The sequence below is a fragment of the Mesorhizobium sp. M0904 genome, assembly GCF_040319475.1.
Taxonomy (GTDB): Bacteria; Pseudomonadota; Alphaproteobacteria; order Rhizobiales; family Rhizobiaceae; genus Mesorhizobium.
Window position 1 is genome coordinate 37,261 of sequence record NZ_JAMYOC010000024.1, and the last position, 18,351, is coordinate 55,611.

The 18,351-nt window shown below is 62.9% G+C and carries 20 protein-coding genes; 8 read left to right on the forward strand and 12 right to left on the reverse strand.

Annotation, left to right across the window (positions count from 1 at the left end; genetic code table 11):
- Position 1 precedes the first annotated feature (1 nt).
- From NKH80_RS23555 to NKH80_RS23600, 10 genes are all read right to left on the reverse strand, one after another.
- Positions 2-499, reverse strand: coding sequence for a CoA transferase (locus NKH80_RS23555; RefSeq protein WP_352993789.1), 498 nt, complete (start codon positions 497-499; stop codon positions 2-4).
- Complete coding sequence (locus NKH80_RS23560) at positions 417-1,208, reverse strand: CaiB/BaiF CoA transferase family protein (RefSeq protein ID WP_352993792.1); 792 nt, start codon at positions 1,206-1,208, stop codon at positions 417-419. Before NKH80_RS23560 ends, NKH80_RS23555 begins: the two co-directional genes overlap by 83 nt.
- Before the next feature lie 17 nt (positions 1,209-1,225).
- Entirely contained in the window at positions 1,226-2,011 is a 786-nt protein-coding gene (locus NKH80_RS23565) for an SDR family NAD(P)-dependent oxidoreductase (protein ID WP_352993795.1), read from the reverse strand.
- 1 nt (position 2,012) lies between these two features.
- Positions 2,013-3,008: an ABC transporter permease gene (locus NKH80_RS23570; protein ID WP_352993798.1), complete on the reverse strand. Its 996-nt coding sequence runs from the start codon at positions 3,006-3,008 to the stop codon at positions 2,013-2,015.
- Between the two features lie 30 nt (positions 3,009-3,038).
- Complete coding sequence (locus NKH80_RS23575; RefSeq protein ID WP_352993801.1) at positions 3,039-4,571, reverse strand: sugar ABC transporter ATP-binding protein; 1,533 nt, start codon at positions 4,569-4,571, stop codon at positions 3,039-3,041.
- Positions 4,561-5,544 carry an ABC transporter permease gene (locus NKH80_RS23580; RefSeq protein WP_352701066.1) on the reverse strand — a complete coding sequence of 328 codons (984 nt, stop codon included), beginning with the start codon at positions 5,542-5,544 and terminating at the stop codon, positions 4,561-4,563. The genes NKH80_RS23575 and NKH80_RS23580 overlap by 11 nt, the downstream gene beginning before the upstream one ends.
- A 141-nt stretch (positions 5,545-5,685) precedes the next feature.
- A complete protein-coding gene (locus NKH80_RS23585; RefSeq protein ID WP_352993805.1) occupies positions 5,686-5,847 on the reverse strand; it encodes a hypothetical protein in 162 nt (53 codons plus the stop codon).
- Positions 5,811-6,716, reverse strand: a complete 906-nt coding sequence (locus NKH80_RS23590; protein WP_352993808.1) for a sugar ABC transporter substrate-binding protein — start codon at positions 6,714-6,716, stop codon at positions 5,811-5,813. Before NKH80_RS23590 ends, NKH80_RS23585 begins: the two co-directional genes overlap by 37 nt.
- A 23-nt stretch (positions 6,717-6,739) precedes the next feature.
- Positions 6,740-7,591, reverse strand: coding sequence for an IclR family transcriptional regulator (locus NKH80_RS23595; protein WP_254815797.1), 852 nt, complete (start codon positions 7,589-7,591; stop codon positions 6,740-6,742).
- On the reverse strand, positions 7,591-8,733 hold the full coding sequence (locus tag NKH80_RS23600; protein ID WP_352993812.1) for an extracellular solute-binding protein: 1,143 nt from the start codon (positions 8,731-8,733) through the stop codon (positions 7,591-7,593). The genes NKH80_RS23595 and NKH80_RS23600 overlap by 1 nt, the downstream gene beginning before the upstream one ends.
- 637 nt (positions 8,734-9,370) lie before the next feature.
- Between NKH80_RS23600 and cyoA the strand changes: the two genes are divergently transcribed.
- From cyoA to NKH80_RS23630, 6 genes are all read left to right on the forward strand, one after another.
- Positions 9,371-10,294: a ubiquinol oxidase subunit II gene (gene cyoA / locus NKH80_RS23605; protein WP_352993815.1), complete on the forward strand. Its 924-nt coding sequence runs from the start codon at positions 9,371-9,373 to the stop codon at positions 10,292-10,294.
- Between the two features lie 2 nt (positions 10,295-10,296).
- Complete coding sequence (gene cyoB, locus NKH80_RS23610; RefSeq protein ID WP_352993818.1) at positions 10,297-12,303, forward strand: cytochrome o ubiquinol oxidase subunit I; 2,007 nt, start codon at positions 10,297-10,299, stop codon at positions 12,301-12,303.
- Positions 12,300-12,938: a cytochrome o ubiquinol oxidase subunit III gene (cyoC, locus tag NKH80_RS23615; protein WP_352993821.1), complete on the forward strand. Its 639-nt coding sequence runs from the start codon at positions 12,300-12,302 to the stop codon at positions 12,936-12,938. The genes cyoB and cyoC overlap by 4 nt, the downstream gene beginning before the upstream one ends.
- A complete protein-coding gene (cyoD, locus tag NKH80_RS23620; protein ID WP_352993824.1) occupies positions 12,935-13,363 on the forward strand; it encodes a cytochrome o ubiquinol oxidase subunit IV in 429 nt (142 codons plus the stop codon). The genes cyoC and cyoD overlap by 4 nt, the downstream gene beginning before the upstream one ends.
- A gap of 293 nt (positions 13,364-13,656) precedes the next feature.
- Positions 13,657-14,832 (forward strand): DUF3182 family protein, encoded by a 1,176-nt coding sequence (locus NKH80_RS23625; RefSeq protein WP_352993827.1) that lies wholly within the window; start codon positions 13,657-13,659, stop codon positions 14,830-14,832.
- Positions 14,833-14,987: 155 nt separating this feature from the next.
- On the forward strand, positions 14,988-15,209 hold the full coding sequence (locus tag NKH80_RS23630) for a hypothetical protein (protein WP_352993832.1): 222 nt from the start codon (positions 14,988-14,990) through the stop codon (positions 15,207-15,209).
- Positions 15,210-15,250: 41 nt separating this feature from the next.
- Here the strand turns inward: NKH80_RS23630 and NKH80_RS23635 are convergent, their stop codons facing one another.
- Both NKH80_RS23635 and NKH80_RS23640 read right to left on the reverse strand, forming a co-directional pair.
- Positions 15,251-15,574, reverse strand: a complete 324-nt coding sequence (locus tag NKH80_RS23635; RefSeq protein ID WP_352993835.1) for a hypothetical protein — start codon at positions 15,572-15,574, stop codon at positions 15,251-15,253.
- A gap of 208 nt (positions 15,575-15,782) precedes the next feature.
- Positions 15,783-16,220, reverse strand: a complete 438-nt coding sequence (locus NKH80_RS23640; protein WP_352476949.1) for an Lrp/AsnC family transcriptional regulator — start codon at positions 16,218-16,220, stop codon at positions 15,783-15,785.
- A 128-nt stretch (positions 16,221-16,348) separates the two neighbouring features.
- Between NKH80_RS23640 and rocF the strand changes: the two genes are divergently transcribed.
- Both rocF and ocd read left to right on the forward strand, forming a co-directional pair.
- On the forward strand, positions 16,349-17,269 hold the full coding sequence (gene rocF, locus NKH80_RS23645) for an arginase (protein ID WP_352993838.1): 921 nt from the start codon (positions 16,349-16,351) through the stop codon (positions 17,267-17,269).
- A gap of 3 nt (positions 17,270-17,272) precedes the next feature.
- Positions 17,273-18,340, forward strand: coding sequence for an ornithine cyclodeaminase (gene ocd / locus NKH80_RS23650; protein WP_352993841.1), 1,068 nt, complete (start codon positions 17,273-17,275; stop codon positions 18,338-18,340).
- Positions 18,341-18,351: the final 11 nt, after the last annotated feature.

Consider the following 18,351-nt stretch of genomic DNA (forward strand, 5'->3'; position numbering starts at 1 on the left):
GTCAGGCAGCATCCACGGTCATATCGCCGGACGCCTCAAGCGCTGCAATCTCGCCGCTGGAGAGGCCGAACTCGGCCAGTATCTCGCGGCCATGCTGGCCGACCAGCGGCGCCGGCCGCTCTATGGTAGCCGGCGTCTCGCTCATCTTGACAGCCGGCGCGACCACCCTGACCTTGCCGCCGCGCGGATGATCGTAGCTGGTGATCATGCCCAGGTGCTTAACCTGCGGGTCCTCGGCTGCGCGCCTTATGTCCTTCACCTCGGCGCACCAGATGTCGGCTGCGAGCAGCCGCGCCAGCAGGTCCTGCGTGGCAAACTTCCTGGTTTCGGCGTTGACTTTGTCGAACACCTCGTCGCGTTTGTCGAACAGCGTCTTCAGATCATCGTAGACAGCAAGCTGCGGCGCCTCCAGCACTTCATACAGCGTCTTGAACGGGCTCATGGCGATCGACACATAGCCACCGTCCTTCGCTTGGTAGATACCGAACGGCGCCTGCATGCCGGGGTGGCCGATGCCTGAATTCGGGCGCACGAAATCCTCGCCGAGAATTGAGCACGGCGACATATTCTTGATTGAGGTGCGCCAGCATCCCGGCCAGCAGATTGACCTCGATCTTCTGGCCCTTGCCGGTCTTCTCGCGATAGTAGAGCGCCGACAATATGCCGTAGACCATGTTCATGGCGCCGATCTGGTCGGCGAGGCCGGCACCGGCCGGAACAGGGGCCTGATCGCCGCGGCCGGTGTTGGAGATCAGCCCGGACAGCCCCTGGATCAGCATGTCCTGACCGGGACGCTCGACATAGGGGCCTTCCTCGCCATAGCCGGAGCCAGAGCAATAAATTATGGCGGGGTTGACCGCCTTGAAATCCTCGTAGCCATAGCCGAGCCTGGCGAGCACGCCGGGGCGGAAATTCTGCACCACCACGTCCGCCTTCTTGGCCATGTCCATGATGATGGCATGCACCTTGCGGCTTTTCAGGTTGAGCGCGATGGAGCGCTTGTTGCGGTTCCAGGCGAGGAAATTCGGGCTTTCGGAGCCGCCGACCCATTTGGCGAAGAAGGTCATGCCGCGGAACATGTCGCCGGCGCCTGAACGCTCGATCTTGATGACGTCGGCGCCCATGTCGCCGAGCAGCTGCGTGGCGAACGGCCCCTGCAGCAGATGGCTGAAATCGAGGATGCGGACGCCTTCGAGGGCCTTGTTCATTTTTGTCTCATTGGTTGTCAAAGCAGGTCGGGTACGTAGCGGGGTGCGGCGGTGAGGCCGCCGTCGACGCGCAGGTCGGTACCGGTGGTGAAGCCGGCGGCGTCGGAGGCGAGATAGACGGCGGCTTCTGCCACTTCGGACGGTTTGCCGATGCGACCGAGCGGATGCATTTTCACCCAGGCCTTGGCGAGATTGCCGCCGATCTCCTTGATCAGTTTGTCGTTCATCGGCGTGTTGATGGTTCCGGGCGAGATCGAGTTGACGCGGATGTTGAGCGGGCCGAACTCGACCGCCATCTGACGCGTCATCGCCATCACCGCACCTTTGGCGCCGGCATAGGCGGTCCAGCCGTCGAGCCCGATATGACCTTGCGCCGAGGCCATGTTGATGATCGAGCCCGATTTCTGCGCGATCATATGCGGCAGCGCATATTTGCAGCCGCGGAACACGCTGGTCAGGTTGACCGCGATCAGCCGGTGCCACTGCTCGTCGGTCATCTCATGGACCGGCATGCCGCCGATGGCGATGGCGGCATTGTTGACCAGAATGTCGAGATGACCGGTCTTGCCGATGGCGCCGTCTATCAGGGCGGCGATGTCGGCCTCCTCCGCCACGTCGCAATGGATGTAGTCAGCGCGGTGGCCGGCGGCGCGCAGCTCGGCTGCGAATTTTTCGCCCTTCTCATCATTGATGTCGCCGAGGAAGACGTGCGCGCCCTCACGCGCCATTGCCTCGCTGATCGCATGGCCGATGCCGTCGGCGGCGCCGGTGACGATTGCGGTTTTCCCTTTGAGACGATCCATGTCAGACTCCAATGGCGCGCCGGCGCTTCGCTTCGTCGAAAGCGACGGCGGCAATGATGATCATGCCGGTGATGACCAATTGCCATTCGGTCGGCAGGCCGAGCCCGCGCAGCCCGTTGGACAGGAACTGCAGGATCAACACGCCGAGCGCCATGCCGGTCAGGCTGCCGATGCCGCCGGCAAGGCTCACCCCGCCGAGCACGGTGGCGGCGACGACCTGGAACTCGAAATTCAGCCCGGCCGTATGCTGCGCCGAGCCGACGCGGGCGGCTAGGATAATGCCGGCTACCGTTGCCAGCAGCGCGCTGATGATGAAGCAGATGAACTTGACGCGGCGCACGTCGTAGCCTGCCAGCCGCGCTACTTCCGGATTGCCGCCGACGGCATAGATCTGCCGCCCGAACGGCCGGTGCTGCATCACGTAGGCGAAGACGGCGAGCAGAACGATGGCAATGACAGCCGAATAGGGAACGACGTTGAACAGGCGACCGTCCGACAGCGCGATGAAGCTGTCGAGCGCTGCATCATCGGGGATGGCGCGCTGGCCGGTGTAGAGGTAGACACCGCCGCGCATGATGAACATCGTGCCCAGGGTCACGATCAGCGAGTTGATGCCGGCATAGGCCGTCAGATAACCATTCACGACGCCGATGATCAGCCCGAACAGCAACGCGCCGCTGATGCCGAGCACAAGCGAGTTGGTGTCGTTCATGATGATGATCAGCGGCAGCGCGATCGTCGCCAGCAGCGAGCCGATCGAGATGTCGACCTCGCCGGAGATGAAGACGATGGCGCAGCCTATGCCGGCTGTCAGCGCTAGCGAAGCCTGACCGAGCACATTGGTGATGTTGCGCACAGAGAAGAAATTCTCGGCGGTGAAGGAAAAGAACGCGATCACCAGGATGAGGCAGAGGAGCAATGCCACTTCCTGCCGTGCGACGAGCCGCGCCAGCATGGACGGCGCAGATTTCGTGGTGTCGGTGCTTGCCAGGCTCATCACTTGGTCCCTTTGCGGAGCGTCATCGTCTTAGCCGATCGCCGCATTGAGGATGTTCTCCTGCGTGGCCTCGTCGCGGGACATGATCGCGGTGAGGCGACCTTCGCAGATCACCGCGATGCGGTCGGCAAGCCCCAGCAGCTCGGGCATTTCGGACGTCATCATGACGACCGCCAGGCCCTCGCCGGCGAGCCGGTCGATGAGCGCAAAAATCTCCGATTTGGCGCCGACGTCGATGCCGCGGGTCGGTTCGTCGACGACGATCACCTTGAGACCGCGCATCAGCCAGCGCGAGATCAGCACTTTCTGCTGATTGCCGCCGGACAGGTTCTTGACCTGCTGGAACAAGCTCGGCGTCCTGATGCGGAAGCGGTCGACATAGTCCTGCACCGCTTTGCGTTCGCTTGCCTTATCGACGAAGCCCATCCTGGCGAAGGCACCGAGCGAGGCGAGGCTGGCATTCTGGTAGACCGGCAGCTCGCCCATCAGCCCTTCGCTCTTGCGGTCTTCGGTGAGCAGGCCGATGCCGAGCCGGACGCCGGTGTGCGTGTCGTGCGGCAGCAGCGGGCTGCCATCGACCGAAATCGTGCCGGAAGTGATCGGATCGTAGCCGACGATGGCCTTGGCGAGCTCGGTCCGGCCCGCTCCCATCAAGCCGAAGAAGCCGAGGACTTCGCCGGCATGCGCTTCGAACGACACGTCCTTCAGCTTCTTCGCCGTGCTAAGTCCTTGCACGGAAAGGGCGACCTTGCTGCCTGGTGCACCGCGCTTGCGCGGGAACAGGTTTTCGATGCGCCGGCCGATCATGTCCTGGATCAGCGTATCGTTGGTGTGCTCGCCGATCGGCCTGGTCGAGACGTGACGGCCGTCGCGCAGTACGGTCACGGTGTCGGCGATCTCGAAGACCTCGTCGAGCTTGTGGCTGACATAGAGCACGGCGATGCCGAGCGCGGCCAGCCGGCGAATGACGGTGAACAGCAGCGAGACCTCGTTCGGCGTCAGCGAGGAGGTCGGCTCGTCCATCACCACGACGCGTGCTTCATGGGCGAGTGCGCGGGCGATCTCGACCATCTGCTGCTGGCTGACCGGCAGCGATCCCGTGCGCGACGCCGGGTCGACGTTGAAGCCGATACGCTTGAACAGGGCGGCCGCATCGGCACGGATCTTCTTCCAGTCGATCGAGCCGCCTTTGCCGGTCGGATAGCCTTCGAGGAAGATGTTCTCGGCGACGCTGAATTCGGCGATCAGCGCGATCTCCTGGAACACCACCTTGATGCCCTCTTTCAGGCTGTCGCGCGGCGACTTGATGTCGGCCTCGCGGCCGCGCAGCCGGATGGTGCCGGCATCCTTGCCGTAGACCCCGGCCATGATCTTGATCAGCGTCGACTTGCCGGCGCCGTTCTCGCCCATCAATGCATGGATCTTGCCGGGTTCCAGGGTCAGGTCGACATTGTCCAGCGCCATCACGCCCGGAAAACGCTTGCCGATGCCGCGCATCTCCAGCGCCGGCACGCTTTTGTCGACAGCCACGGTTTCGTCGGGGTGAAGGAAATCAACCGACATTGGCTCTGTTCCGCACGATGTCGAGATAGGTCGCCAGGATGATGACGATGCCGGGCACCACCATCTGCAGATCCTGGTTCCAGCCGAGAATGATGATGCCGTTGTCGATGACCTTCAGCACCAGCACGCCAAGCAACGTACCAAGCAGCGAGCCGCGGCCGCCAAGCAGGCTGGTGCCGCCGAGGATGACGGCGGCAATCACCGTCAGCTCGAAGCCGCGGCCGGCGGTCGGCTGGCCGGCATTCATCAGCGACGACAGGATCATGCCAGCAATGCCGACGCAAAGGCCGGTGACGACGAAAGCGAAAATTTTCAAGCGTTGCGAGCGCACGCCGGAGAGACGAACCGCGCGCTCGTTGGCGCCGACAGCGTAGAGATAACGGCCGAGCGTGGTGAAGCGCAGCGTTGCCGCGGCCAGCGCGAAAATCACCGCGGCAACGACCACGGGCAGCGGGATCGCGCCGATATAGCCGGCGCCGAGATCGGTGAAGCCGGCAAGTCGGTGGTGGTTCTGCACCGCCTCGCGGGTGAACAGATAGACGCCGCCCTGCAGCATCATCATGGTGCCGATGGTGGCGATCAGCGAGTTCACCTTGAGCATGGTGACGACCAGCCCGTTGAACAGACCGACCGCGCCTGAAAAGGCGAGTGCCGCCAGCAGGCCGAGCGTCAGGCTGTGTGTTGAATTGAGCACGGCCATGCCGATACAGCCGACAAAAGCCAGCGATGCACCGACCGACAGGTCGACTTCCGCGGTGATGATCAGCATCGTCATGCCGGAGGCAACGATCAGCACCAGCGCGCATTGGCGCAGGATGGCGATGATGTTGGCCTCGGAATAGAATTGCGGCGCCGCAATCGAAATGGCGATGCAGAGCACGGCCAGGATCACGCCGAGCACCAGCTGGCTGCTGCCCAGCAGCTGGCCGCCGATGAAACGCCTTGGCGCAGAGGATTGCGTAAGCTCGCTCATGTCCATTTCATCTCCGGGCCCGTATCGGTGCCGTCGCCGTTTCGAAACCTGCCGGCCAAAACAGGACGGTTGCCCTGTTTTGCCGTCGGCATATCCGATCCGCTGCCCTTCCCGCCGTGTGGGAAGGGCTACCCGGAATCCTTACTTCTTCAGATCGGCGGACGTTTTCATGCATTTTTCCGGTGGCTGAAGCGCATTGACGGCATCCCATTTGATTTTGCGTATGGTGCCATCGTAGTCGTAGAACTTCTTCCAGTCGTCACCGTTCATCGGCGCGGTCGGGCTGACGATGTGTTCCGGCACCTCTTCGCCGTTGAAGAGCTTAACCGCTGCATCGATGGCGGTGTAGCCTTCCTTTTCCGGGAACATCGCGGCCTCGATCCGGTAGGACGGCTCGTTCTGCATCGCATTGTGAAGGCGAGGCCTTCGCCGCCGGTGCCGACAGTCAGCAGGCCGTCCTGCGGCTTGCCGGCCGCTTTCCAGGCCTGAAGGCCGCCGAGCGAGGAGGAATCGTTGATGCCGTAGATGATGTTGATGTCGGCGTTCTTGGCAAGAGCCGCCGAAGAGACTTCGAGTGCGCGATCGGGATTGCCCCCGCCGTCGAGGTCGTGGACCATGACCGCGTCGGGGATGATGGTCTTCAGGCCGTCCATGAAACCCTGCGACCGCAGGACGGTGGCGGACAGCAGCGGCAGGCCGACATTCATCACCTTGGCTTTGCCTTCGAGCTTTTCCTGGGCGTATTTGCCGGCTTCGACGCCGGCGGTGTAGCCGGTGTCGTAGTCGCAGATCGCGACCATTGTGGTCATGCCCTTAACCGGATTGCCTTCGAGCACGACCGGAACGTTGTTGGATTTCGCCTGGCGCAGCAGCGGCACGACGCCTTCCTCGTTGACGGGCGTGATGATCAGGACGTCGACGCCCTTGGCCATGAAATCTTCGGCGGCGGAGACCTCCTTGGCGACATCCAGATTGGCGTCCTGCACCTCGAGCTCGATACCGAGTTCCTTGGCGCGGGCCTGCATACCCTTGATGACGTTCTGATACCACTCATGCGTGGCGTAGTTGGTGACGTAGCCGATGCGCTTCGGCATGTTTTCGGCCTGTGCAGCGGCGGCGCTCAGAGCCAGCACGGCCGCCGAGGCAAACAGCATCGATTTGGACCAGTTCATGTTTCTTCTCCCTGTATTTCTTGTCAGTTGCTGAACGGATAGTCCCGCCGTTCCGGGTCGGCACGTGAAGAGGCGGCAGCTTCGCCCGCGCCCAGCGCCGCCGATATCGTCTCGGCCGCCGCCTTAGTCCGCTCAAAGACGGTGCTGCGATCGAAGCGCGCAGCCTTTTGCGGCAGGAACGGGACGGTGAGCGCGGCAATGACTGCGCCGGTATGGTCGCGCACCGGCGTCGAGATGTTGATGCAGCCCTCGACAGCCAGCGAGGCGCGCATTTCATAGCCGAGCCTTGCGACTTCGTTCAGCCGCGCTTCGATTTCCGCCCGGCTGCCTTGGCCTTCGCCTGCAGCGACGATCCGCTCGACGATGCGGTCGCGCTCGGCGCGGCTCGAATGCGCCAGCAGCACCGCGCCGGAACTCGTTTCGAGGATCGGGAAATGCGAGCCAAGGGCAACCGAATAACGCATCGGCAAAGGCGAATCGATCTGCAGCACGACCAGTGCGCTCTCGCCTTCGCGGACGACCAGATGGCAGCTCTGGTCGGCATTGGCGGCCAGGCCGCGCATCACCGGCAGCGCGCATTCGACCAGGCGGTTCACCGGGGGATGCATATGCGCCAGTTCGAACAGCTTCAGCGACAGGCGGAAGCGGTCCGATTGCGTCCGGAAAATGTAGCCGCGCTTCTCCAGCAGCAGCAGGATGCGGTAGATCTCGTGAATGGAGCGCCCCATTCCGGTGGCGATCTCGGTCTGGGTCAGCGGCTCGCCGCTGGCAGCCATGAATTCCAGTATGTCGAGCGCCTTCTCCACAGCGGGCACGCGGTAGCCGTTGCGGCCGCTTTCGCCTTCGTCGACGATCTGGGCAATATCGGTGGCCATTACGCGACGCTCCGTTGCGGCTGGCCATGCCTGGTCTCGCGATAGAGCCGGTTCAGCCGGTCCGCGAGCTCCGCCGCCGGCAATTCGCCGGTGATGGCCGCCGCGGCGTGAGGGGCGCATTGGCGGAAGAAGCTGATGAAGCCCGGATGGGTCGGGCGCAGATAGGAAGCTTCGATCGTCGCCAGCGTCGAGGCGAAGAAGCCGCCTGAGAGAGCGTTGACCTCGGCATCCTGCCACGCCGCCAGCGATCCCGGCTGTCCGCCGGATTTCACGTAGTCGCCGCGCTGATAGCCGGGCGAGCACAGAAACAGCGCGTAATCGATGGCTGCCTGCTTGTGTTTCGATTGAGCGCTGACGCCGATGCCGGCACCGCCGAGCAAGGCGCCGGCGGATCGCGGCGTCGGCACGTCGGCGAAGCGCAGATACGGCCTGTCTGCCCTGGAGGCGTAGTTCACATAGCCGAAGGCGAACGGCACGTAGAACACGTCGTCATGCGCGATCATATGATCGTAGCAGCGGATCGGGTTCCATTTCGGCGAGTTCGGATGCGACAGCGCCACAAGCTGGCGCAATTGTCCGACGGCCTGCTCGATTTTTTTCCTGGCAATGAACTCGTCGCCGTCTTCGCGGGGCTCACCGAGCGTCAAAAGCAGGCACATGGCGTCAGTCGGCACCAACGGCAGCCCAAGCCATTTGCCGTCCTTCAAGGCGCGCCAGCCGAGCTCCAGCACCTCGTCATGGCTGCGCGGCAGCGGTCCGTAGCGCTCCAGGAGATCGGGGCGATACGAGGCAACCTGGCAGGCAGCATCGATCGGCAACGCCCATTGGCGCCCGTCCCTTGCGTAGGATTGCCAGGATGCGCCAACTGAATCCCGTTCGAAACCGCGGCGCTGCTCAGCCGACAAATCAAACGGCAGCATCAGCCCGCCTTCGGCAATATCGCCAATGAACGGATGGTCAAACACGACAAGGTCATAGGCGCCGAGCACCGGACCAAGCGCGCCCTCGCCGAACTCGTAGAGGCTGCGGCGGTCCCATTCGATCTCAAGACCGGGATTGGCGGCGCAATACGGCCCGATGCTGGCGTCGAGCGGACCCCAGCAGCGTCGGTGATCCCACGCGAGACCGCGCAGTCTTATCATGCCGAAATTCCTCCCAGAGCCGGCCATGCGCCGGCCCAACCGATTAGTAGGCAACAATTTTCACCTAGACAAGTAGTTTTTACATACGCAAAGCGGATCCTCGCCTCCGCTTGGCAGGAAAGTCGCCCAACCTCGCCTGGTGCGCTTCGCATTGCCGCCCAGCCCTGCAACCAATGGCTGTGATGGATCCGGTTTTTTGGGAACTTTCGCGACGAACATTCGTTCGGTTGGCGCAGCCCTCCAGAGCAGCATCACTGGAATCAGCAGCCACGTCGCAGGGAGCGGACTAAATGGACCAACTATGGGCGCGGCGATGAACCGGTTTGCCGCCTTGGCATTCGCCACGTTTCTGGCGATAACTTCGATCTGGGTACTGTTTCTGGTTTCTTAGGGATTTGGTTCTGGTTTTCTTAGGATTTGGCTCTGGTTGCTTGGGATTTGCCGCTGGTTTTTAGGATTTGGAGGGGTTCTCGACAGGTCGACCGCTTAACGATGACATTCGCCGCATGTGGTTCTGCGAGCCGGGGCCCCGTGCGTGAAGAAACTGTCGCCAGGAGCACACCGGCGCGCACATTCGGGGTTGGCAGCCACGCTGCCTGCAACGTTCCAATCGGTTTTCAGGACACGGCGAGATCTCATGTTGCTGAGGGCGATCGTTCGAAATTGTGCCGCCATCCGTCCTGGCCGCGTCGGCGCGACGATGCTTGTTGCCGCGCTGCTTGCCGGCTGCCAGGGCGGCGTGCTCGACCCGCAAGGGCCAGTCGGCGCCGCGCAGCGCACGATCCTGCTCAATTCGGTTGCCATCATGCTGGCCATCGTCATCCCGACGATCGTGGCGACGCTCGGTTTTGCCTGGTGGTTCCGTGAAACCAACACAAGAGCGCGGTATCTGCCGGAATGGGCCTATTCCGGACGCATCGAACTGGTGGTCTGGTCGATCCCCATCCTCGTCATCCTGTTTCTGAGCGGCATCATCTGGATCGGGTCGCATGACCTCGATCCAATGAAGCCGCTGGATTCCCAGCAAAAGCCGCTTGAGGTGCAGGTCGTCTCGCTCGACTGGAAATGGCTGTTCATCTACCCCGAGCAGAATGTCGCGAGCATCAACCGGCTTGTGGTGCCGGCGGGCAGGCCGGTGCATTTCTCGCTCACCTCGGCAAGCGTCATGAACGCGTTCTTCGTGCCTCAGCTCGGCGGCATGATCTACACGATGAACGGCATGACGACACAGCTTCACCTGCAGGCGGATCAGCCGGGCGAATTCTATGGGCGGTCGGCCCATTTCAGCGGCGACGGTTTTCCGGGCATGCAATTCGTGCTGCATGCCGTCGCGGCGGACGCCTTCGATGCATTCGTCAATTCGGCGCGAAACCAGGGACAGCCACTCGACAAGGCCAGCTACCAGGAACTGGCCAGACAGAGCCTGGACGTGCCGCCTTCGACCTACCGCTCGGTCGAGCCGGACCTTTTCCATGAAATCGCGACGCAGGGCGTTCCGCCCGCGCCCGGTCCCCAGGCCGGTCGCCCCGAGCCGGGCGTATCGTCCAAGACAGGAGGCTGACAATGCTCGGAAAATTGAGTTGGGACGTCATTCCGTTCGATCAGCCTCTGCCGATGATCGCCTCGGCGGTCGTCGCCCTGGCAATCCTCGGCGTGCTGGCCTGGGTCTTCCTGGCCGGCCATTTTCCCTATCTGTGGCGCGAATGGATCACCAGCGTCGATCACAAGCGGATTGGCGTGATGTACGTGCTGCTGGCGCTGCTGATGCTGCTGCGCGGCTTCAGCGACGCCGTCATGATGCGGTCCCAGCAGGCCCTTGCCTTCCAGGCGCCCGGCTATCTGCCGCCCGACCACTTCAATCAGGTCTTTTCCGCCCACGGCACCATCATGATCTTTTTCGGGGCGATGCCGTTCGTCATCGGCCTGATGAACCTGGTCGTGCCGCTGCAGCTCGGCGTCCGCGACGTTGCCTTTCCAACGCTCAACTCGGTGAGTTTGTGGCTCACCGCCACCGGCGCGCTGCTGGTCAACATCTCGCTGGTGATCGGCGAGTTCGCACGCACCGGATGGCTGCCCTATCCGCCGCTCAGCGAGACCGCCTACTCGCCGGGCGTCGGTGTCGATTACTATCTGTGGGCGGTGCAGATAGCGGGTGTCGGAACGCTGCTCACCGGCATCAATTTCGTCACCACGATCCTGAAGATGCGGGCGCCCGGCATGAGTTACCTCAGGATGTCGATCTTCTGCTGGACTTCGCTCGCCGCCAGCCTGCTCATCGTCGCCGCGTTCCCGATCCTCACAGCCACGCTCGCGATGCTGACGCTCGACCGCTATTTCGGCTTTCATTTCTTCACCAACGAAGCCGGCGGCAACATGCTGATGTTCGTGAACCTGATCTGGGCCTGGGGCCATCCCGAGGTCTACATCCTCGTCCTGCCGGCGTTCGGCATCTTCTCGGAGGTCATCTCCACCTTCTCCAGCAAGCCGCTGTTCGGCTACCGCTCGATGGTGGCCGCGACACTCTTCATCTGCATCGTTTCCTTCATGGTGTGGCTGCACCACTTCTTCACCATGGGCGCCGGCGCCGACGTCAACGCTGCGTTCGGCATCGCCACCAGCATCATCGCTGTCGGTACCGGCGTGAAGGTCTACAACTGGATGTTCACCATGTATGGCGGCCGCATCCGCTTCGCGACCCCAATGCTGTGGTCGCTGGGCTTCATGGTGACGTTCGTCATCGGCGGCATGACGGGCGTTTTGCTGGCGGTGCCGCCGGCCGATTTCCTGCTCCACAACAGCCTGTTCCTGGTGGCGCATTTCCACAACGTCATCATCGGCGGCGTGCTGTTCGGCGCCTTCGCGGGATATACCTACTGGTTTCCCAAGGCATTCGGTTTCCGGCTGCACGAGGGCTGGGGCAAGCTGGCCTTCTGGCTGACGCTGATCGGGTTCTACGCCACCTTCGTGCCGCTCTACGCCGTCGGCCTGCTCGGCATGACCCGCCGCATGCAGCATTTCGACGTGCCGGCCTGGTATCCCTGGGTGCTGGTTGCGGGCGCCGGCATGATCATCACCACCGCCGGCGTGGTCGCGCAGATCATACAGCTCGTCGTCAGCATCCGGCAGCGTGCGGCGCTTCGAGATTCCACAGGGGATCCCTGGGACGGGCGCTCGCTGGAATGGGCCACGCCCTCGCCGCCGCCGGTCTTCAACTTCGCCGCGCTTCCGCACGTCGAGGGCGAAGAGCCCTACTGGAGCATCAAGCAGCGGGCACGCGAGCAAAACCGCCTGCGCGACGAGCCTGAATACGAGCCGATCGAGATGCCGCGCAACAGTCCCACCGGGTTCATCTGCGCCTTCTTTGCGACCGTGATGGGTTTCGCTCTCATCTGGCACATCTGGTGGATGGTGGCACTCGGCGCGCTCGGTGCTTTCGCTACCTTCGTCGTATTCGCATGGCGCGACAAACCCGAATACGTCATTTCTGCCGCCGAAGTCGCCCGGATCGACCGCGCCAACCGAAGCGCGCGCCGCGAGGCACTGGCTACCTACACGGGGCCAAGGCCATGACCGCGATAGACGTTCGAGAGCGTGACCCTTACCGTATCCATGGCGGGCACGGCCATGCACCCGGCGGCCCGGCCCCGATCCGGATCGTCGTCGGCTATGGCTTCTGGATCTTCCTTCTGAGCGACATCGTGATGTTCTCCGCCTTCTTCGCGGCCTATGCCGTGCTGGCGGGCAAGACGGCGGGCGGACCAAGCGGGGCCGAGCTGTTCGACCTGCGCAACGTCGCGATCGAGACGGCCGCTTTGCTGTTGTCGAGCTTTACCTGCGGTCTTGCCGGCCTTGCCGTGACAGCGCGGCGAAGCGCCTGGTTCTATGTCGCGATGACTGTCACCTTCGTGCTCGGCGCCAGCTTCATCCTGCTCGAGTTGCGCGAGTTCGTGCATATGGTTGCCAGTGGTGCCGGACCGACGGGCAGCGCTTTCCTGTCGGCGTTCTTCACGCTGGTGGGATGCCATGGCCTTCACGTCACGGCGGGGCTGCTGTGGCTGCTCATGATGATGGCGCAGATCTTCGCCAAGGGATTCCGCGACGATATTCTTCGGCGTTTCATGTGCTTCAGCCTGTTCTGGCACGCCCTCGACATCATCTGGGTCGCGCTGTTCACCGTGGTCTATCTCCTGGGAGCAAGTCGATGAGCAATGCAGACGATCGCCACGCGCAACGGCGCGACACCCATGGCCTGGAGCGCTACGACATCGATACGGCGCCGGGTGACGAATACCTCGGCGACACCGAGGTCGGATCCGGGCTACGTGGTTATGTGATCGGCCTCGGGCTGGCGACGCTGCTGACCATCGCCTCGTTCTGGTTGCCCGGAACCAACCTGATATGGGCACCCGGCATTCCGGTGGCGCTGGTCGTGCTGGCGATCGCCCAGATGGGCGTGCATCTCGTCTTCTTCCTGCATATCACGACGGGACCGGACAACACCAACAACGCCCTGGCGCTTGCCTTCGGCGTGCTGATCGTAGTTCTGGTGATCGGCGGCTCGATCTGGATCATGGCCAATCTCGACCACAATTTGATGCCGATGAACGCGATCATGAGCATGAACCGCTGATTTAGCGATTATTCCGGCCATCGGCCGCAGTTCATGCGACAGCGAACTCCGGTCTCAAGCCCGTTCGAATGTGCCGACGAGGTCGGCGTCTCCCAGGACGTGTGGGGCGGCCTCCTTCAGCACGTCGTCCACGGCGGCCTTCTCGCCGGGACGCAGCGTCTCGACGTCGACCGCAAGAAGCTCCGGGCAGCCACCTGGTCAAACCCGCAGCCGGCCCTTGGCCGGAACATTCGCCGCGTCAACGGGTTTTTTTGTTCGGACGCATTGCCGCGGAAACGGCAATGGGCTCGGCAATGGACGAAGGGCGCGACATGACCGGGCTAAGCGGTAGGCAACCAAGCGGGGCGAAAGGTGTTGTGGTCGCATTCTCCGCGCCGGGTGGCGAGACCATCTATGCCCACGAACGGGAAACCGTCGCTGCCGTCGCGCGCACGATTGCAGCGTTGAAGGGATTTTCCTTCCGCCAGGGCCTGCGTGAAGGTGGCGGTGACAGTGACGGGTTGTATTTCGTGCCGGACGACAGCCTGCTTGCTGCCGATGCGGTTCAACTGGGCATAAACGGGCCCGACGATCTCTTCGGCGGGGTGGTGCCTTGGCGCCTCGCAACCACCAAGGCCATAACCCACGAGCTGGTGGACGGATCGGCGGCACGGCCAAAAGAATGGCCCGCCGGCTTCGGCAGCGCCGTCGCCGCGGCCGTACTGCCCGGCTACACTGCATTTTCACGCCATGACGCGCTGCGCGCAGCGCAACGTCTGCTGGACCTCGGGCTGGTCCGGTTCAAGCCACCGCGCGCTTCGCGGGGCCGCGACCAGCACACCGCCGCGACAGTCGGCGAGGTCGAAAGGCTGCTGGACCAATATCCATCGTCTGAGCTAAGCGAATACGGCCTTGTTCTCGAAACGCAGCTTCGCGACATCGTTACGCTGAGCGTTGGCAGAACCATGATCGACGAATTGTCGATCAGCTATTACGGCACCCAGCGGACGACGACCGACAACGACGGACAGCCCGTTTACGGCGGATCCGATCTGGTTGTGGTGCGCGGCGGATGGGAGGCGCTGGATGAGCTGCGATTATCTCCGGCGCTGGGTTTGGCCGTGGCGCAGGCGAGGACCTATGACGCAGCGATGGATGGTTATCCAGGATTCTTCGCTTCGCGACGCAACTACGACATCGGCCAAGGTGTCGATTCCTCGGGCATCTGGCGATCGGGTGTGCTGGAAGCCAGCTGGCGGATCGGTGGCAGCAGCAGCGCCGAGCTGGCAGCGATGGACGCCATGACGCGCGACCCCGACATGCAGATCGTGCATGTCTCCGCCGTCAAGCAGTTCGGCAGCACTGCGCGGCTGCCGCCGAACGCGGCAATCCATTTCCACGGGGAGGACCCGGAGGAGGGTCAAATCACGCGTTACACCGTCGTGACCCAGGCGATCCGAGGGCCGATCGGAGAAGCCGGCCGATTCTAGCCATGTCAGGTTGAAGTCAAGCACGCCTCCGGCAGGGAACATCCACAAATGGCCCGAGTTTGTTTCGGGCAGGCAGCAAGTCAGAAAAGGCCCGGGCCCTGGGTGGCGGGCGTGCAATAGCGGCCTAGCCTGCCGGAGTGGTTACGGAAATGGCCATGCCAACCGTTTACGACAAACGACAGGATCCGGAAGGCCTCTGGGAGGTCTATGACAGCGAGAGCGACGAAGCCGTCGTGGTCGATGGCTTGCCGCTTTCCGGTCTCGACGAAAGCGAAGCCGATGAAGCGGTTGAAAAGCTCAATCGCGGCGAGCTGACGTCGGACAACATCCCCGAGACAGCTCGGTCAGGGTGGCCTCCGACCAAGGATGGATTGTGATGACGGCCTGACGGACGTCACCGAGGCGATCTGTCGCGGATCTACGACGAGGCCTTGACCCCGAGCTTGCGGGCCTTGTCCTGGAAGTCGTCACGAATGTCCTCGATCGTCGGCAGATGCAGTCGCCGCAGCTGGGCGTGCAACTTTTTGGCAGCGTCGGAATTCAGGTCGCGCCTGAAGTTGGTCGCGACCTCCTCGGCCGAGCCGTAACGGCGATAGCGCTCAATCTCGGTCTTCGTGGCCTGCTGGACGTGTTCGAGCGTCTTGCGCTCGGCATCGGATTTTCCGCCCGGTTTGGCCCGCATGACCGGGTTGAAGGCTTTGCTGATAACGAATTCGACCAGTTCCTGCTGGGCGTGAGCCATGATTGTTCTCCCTCGAAGGAGGCCTGTCCGGGCCTAGAACGGTTCGTCTGTTCCCGGAAACGCTGAACTGCTCTATCCTTTTGCTCTGACGCAATTCCGAACGGAAAACCGTTCCACACTTTTACTGGAACTGCTCTAACCGCGGCGGCAATTGAAGGTTCCTTGGCGGATTTCGTTACCGCTGCAGGTCAAGCGCAGTTCCTCGAAGTCACAGCCGAGCCTTGGTGGTGCGTGGCGTTGCCAGGAGCAGGCTTGTTTCGCTGCCGGTAATTCCGGGGATCAGGCGGATACGTCTCAGCACCGCGTCGAACTCGCTCAGGGTCTGGGTTCCGAGTTCTATCACCAGATCCCAGCGGCCATTGGTGGTGTGGATGGTCGAGACCTCGGAGAAGCCACCCAGCGCCCGAATGACGCGATCGGCGGCGTGGCCTTCGATCTCGATCATCATGATGCCACGCACGCGCTGATCGACCGCGTCGGCGCGCAGAATGACGGTGTAGCCGACGATGACGCCGTCCCTTTCAAGTCGCTCGATCCGGGACCTTACCGTTGCCCGGGAGACACCCAGGCCGACGGCAAGATCGGAAATGCTGCGCCGGGCGTCGTGCCGCAGAGAGGTGATGATCTGCTCGTCGAGCTGGTCCATGATTGCTCACAACGGAAGTAGATGATGCCACTATGGTAAGGCATTTCGACAAATTTGCCAATTTGACATGTTCATTCTGCCAGCGATGCGGGCTTCAATAAAGGCATCGTAATTGGCGGGGTATGAGAATGCATTGCACGATCGTGGGCGCACCGATCCAGGCCGGCTCAGGCCGCATGGGCTGCGAGATGGGGCCGAGTGCGCTGCGCACGGCCGGCCTGGCCACCGCACTGGCCGAGCTCGGCCATACGCTGACCGACCTTGGAACGATCGTCCCTGCCGATATGCGTCCCGTCGTACACGGCAACGCGGCGGTGAAGGCGCTGCCGGAAATAGCCGCCTGGACGGCAGCAATCAGCGAAACGGCCTATGCCGCGAGCGCCGATGCGATGCCGATCTTTCTCGGCGGCGACCACAGCATTTCAGCCGGTACGCTCGCCGGCATTGCCCGCCGGGCGGCGAATGCCGACCGGCCGCTCTTCGTGCTGTGGCTCGATGCGCACCCCGATTTTCATACGCTCGACACTACCACCAGCGGCAATTTGCATGGTGTGCCGCTGGCCTATGCCAGCGGGCAGCCCGGCTTCGAGGGCTATTTCCCCCGCCTTGCAGCGCAGGTGGACCCGGCTCGCATATGCGCGCTGGGGATCCGCAGCGTGGACCTGGCGGAAAGGGAAGCGTTGCGCAGAGCCGGCGTGACGGTCCATGACATGCGTTCGATCGACGAGCACGGCATTGCGCAACTGCTTCGCGCCTTTCTCGAACGGGTGAGCGCCGCCAACGGCATGCTGCACGTCAGCCTCGACGTCGATTTTCTCGACCCGTCGATCGCCCCGGCGGTCGGCACCACCGTTCCCGGCGGCGCCACCTTCCGCGAGGCGCATCTGGCGATGGAAATGCTGCATGACAGCGGTCTCGTCACCAGTCTCGACCTGGTCGAGCTCAACCCTTTTCTCGACGAACGCGGCCGCACCGCCACGCTTTTGGTCGACCTGACCGCGAGCCTGATGGGCCGGCGGATCATGGATCGCCCGACGAGGGGGTTCTGAGCCATGACCGTGAATTTGAACATCGTGCCGTTCGTCAGCGTCGACCGCATGATGAAGCTGGTGCTTGCCATCGGCATCGAGCGCTTCCTGCTCGAGCTTGCCGCCTATATCGAAGAGGATTTCAGGCGCTGGGAGCTGTTCGACAAGACACCGCGCGTCGCCTCGCACAGCGTTGACGGCGTGATCGAGCTGATGCCGACCAGCGACGGACAGCTTTACGGGTTCAAGTACGTCAACGGACATCCGAAGAATACGCGTGACGGCCGCCAGACCGTGACCGCTTTCGGCGTGCTTGCCGATGTCGGCAACGGCTATCCGATGCTGCTTTCGGAAATGACCATCCTGACGGCGCTCCGAACCGCCGCAAGCTCGGCCGTCGCGGCGAAATACCTTGCTCCCGAGGCCGCCAGGTGCATGGCGATCATCGGCAATGGTGCGCAATCGGAATTCCAGGCGATTGCGTTCAAGGCGCTGCTTGGCGTCGACAGGCTGCGTCTCTACGATATCGACCCGGCGGCCTCGACGAAATGCATGAGGAACCTTGCCGGCATGGGTTTCGACATCAAGCTCTGCGCGTCGGCGCAGGAAGCCGTTGAAGGTGCAGAGATCATCACCACGGTTACCGCCGACAAGCGGTCGGCAACAATCCTGACCGACAACATGGTTGGATCCGGCGTGCACATCAACGCGGTTGGCGGCGACTGCCCGGGCAAGACCGAGCTGCATCGCGACATTCTGCTGCGCTCGGACATCTTCGTAGAATATCCGCCGCAGACGCGCATCGAAGGCGAGAGCCAGCAGCTCGATGCGGATCACCCGCTCACCGAATTGTGGCAGGTGATGACAGGAAAGGCAGCAGGCCGGACGGATGCCCGACAGATCACATTGTTTGACTCCGTCGGCTTTGCGATCGAGGATTTTTCCGCGCTGCGCTACGTCCGCGATCAGCTGCAGCGGACCGGCCTTTACGAGGAACTAGACCTTCTGGCCGATCCCGATGAGCCGCGCGACCTGTTTGGCATGCTGCTGCGCGCCGAAAAAGCGACCGGGCTGGCGGTTGCCGGCAGCTGAGCTGCGATCCC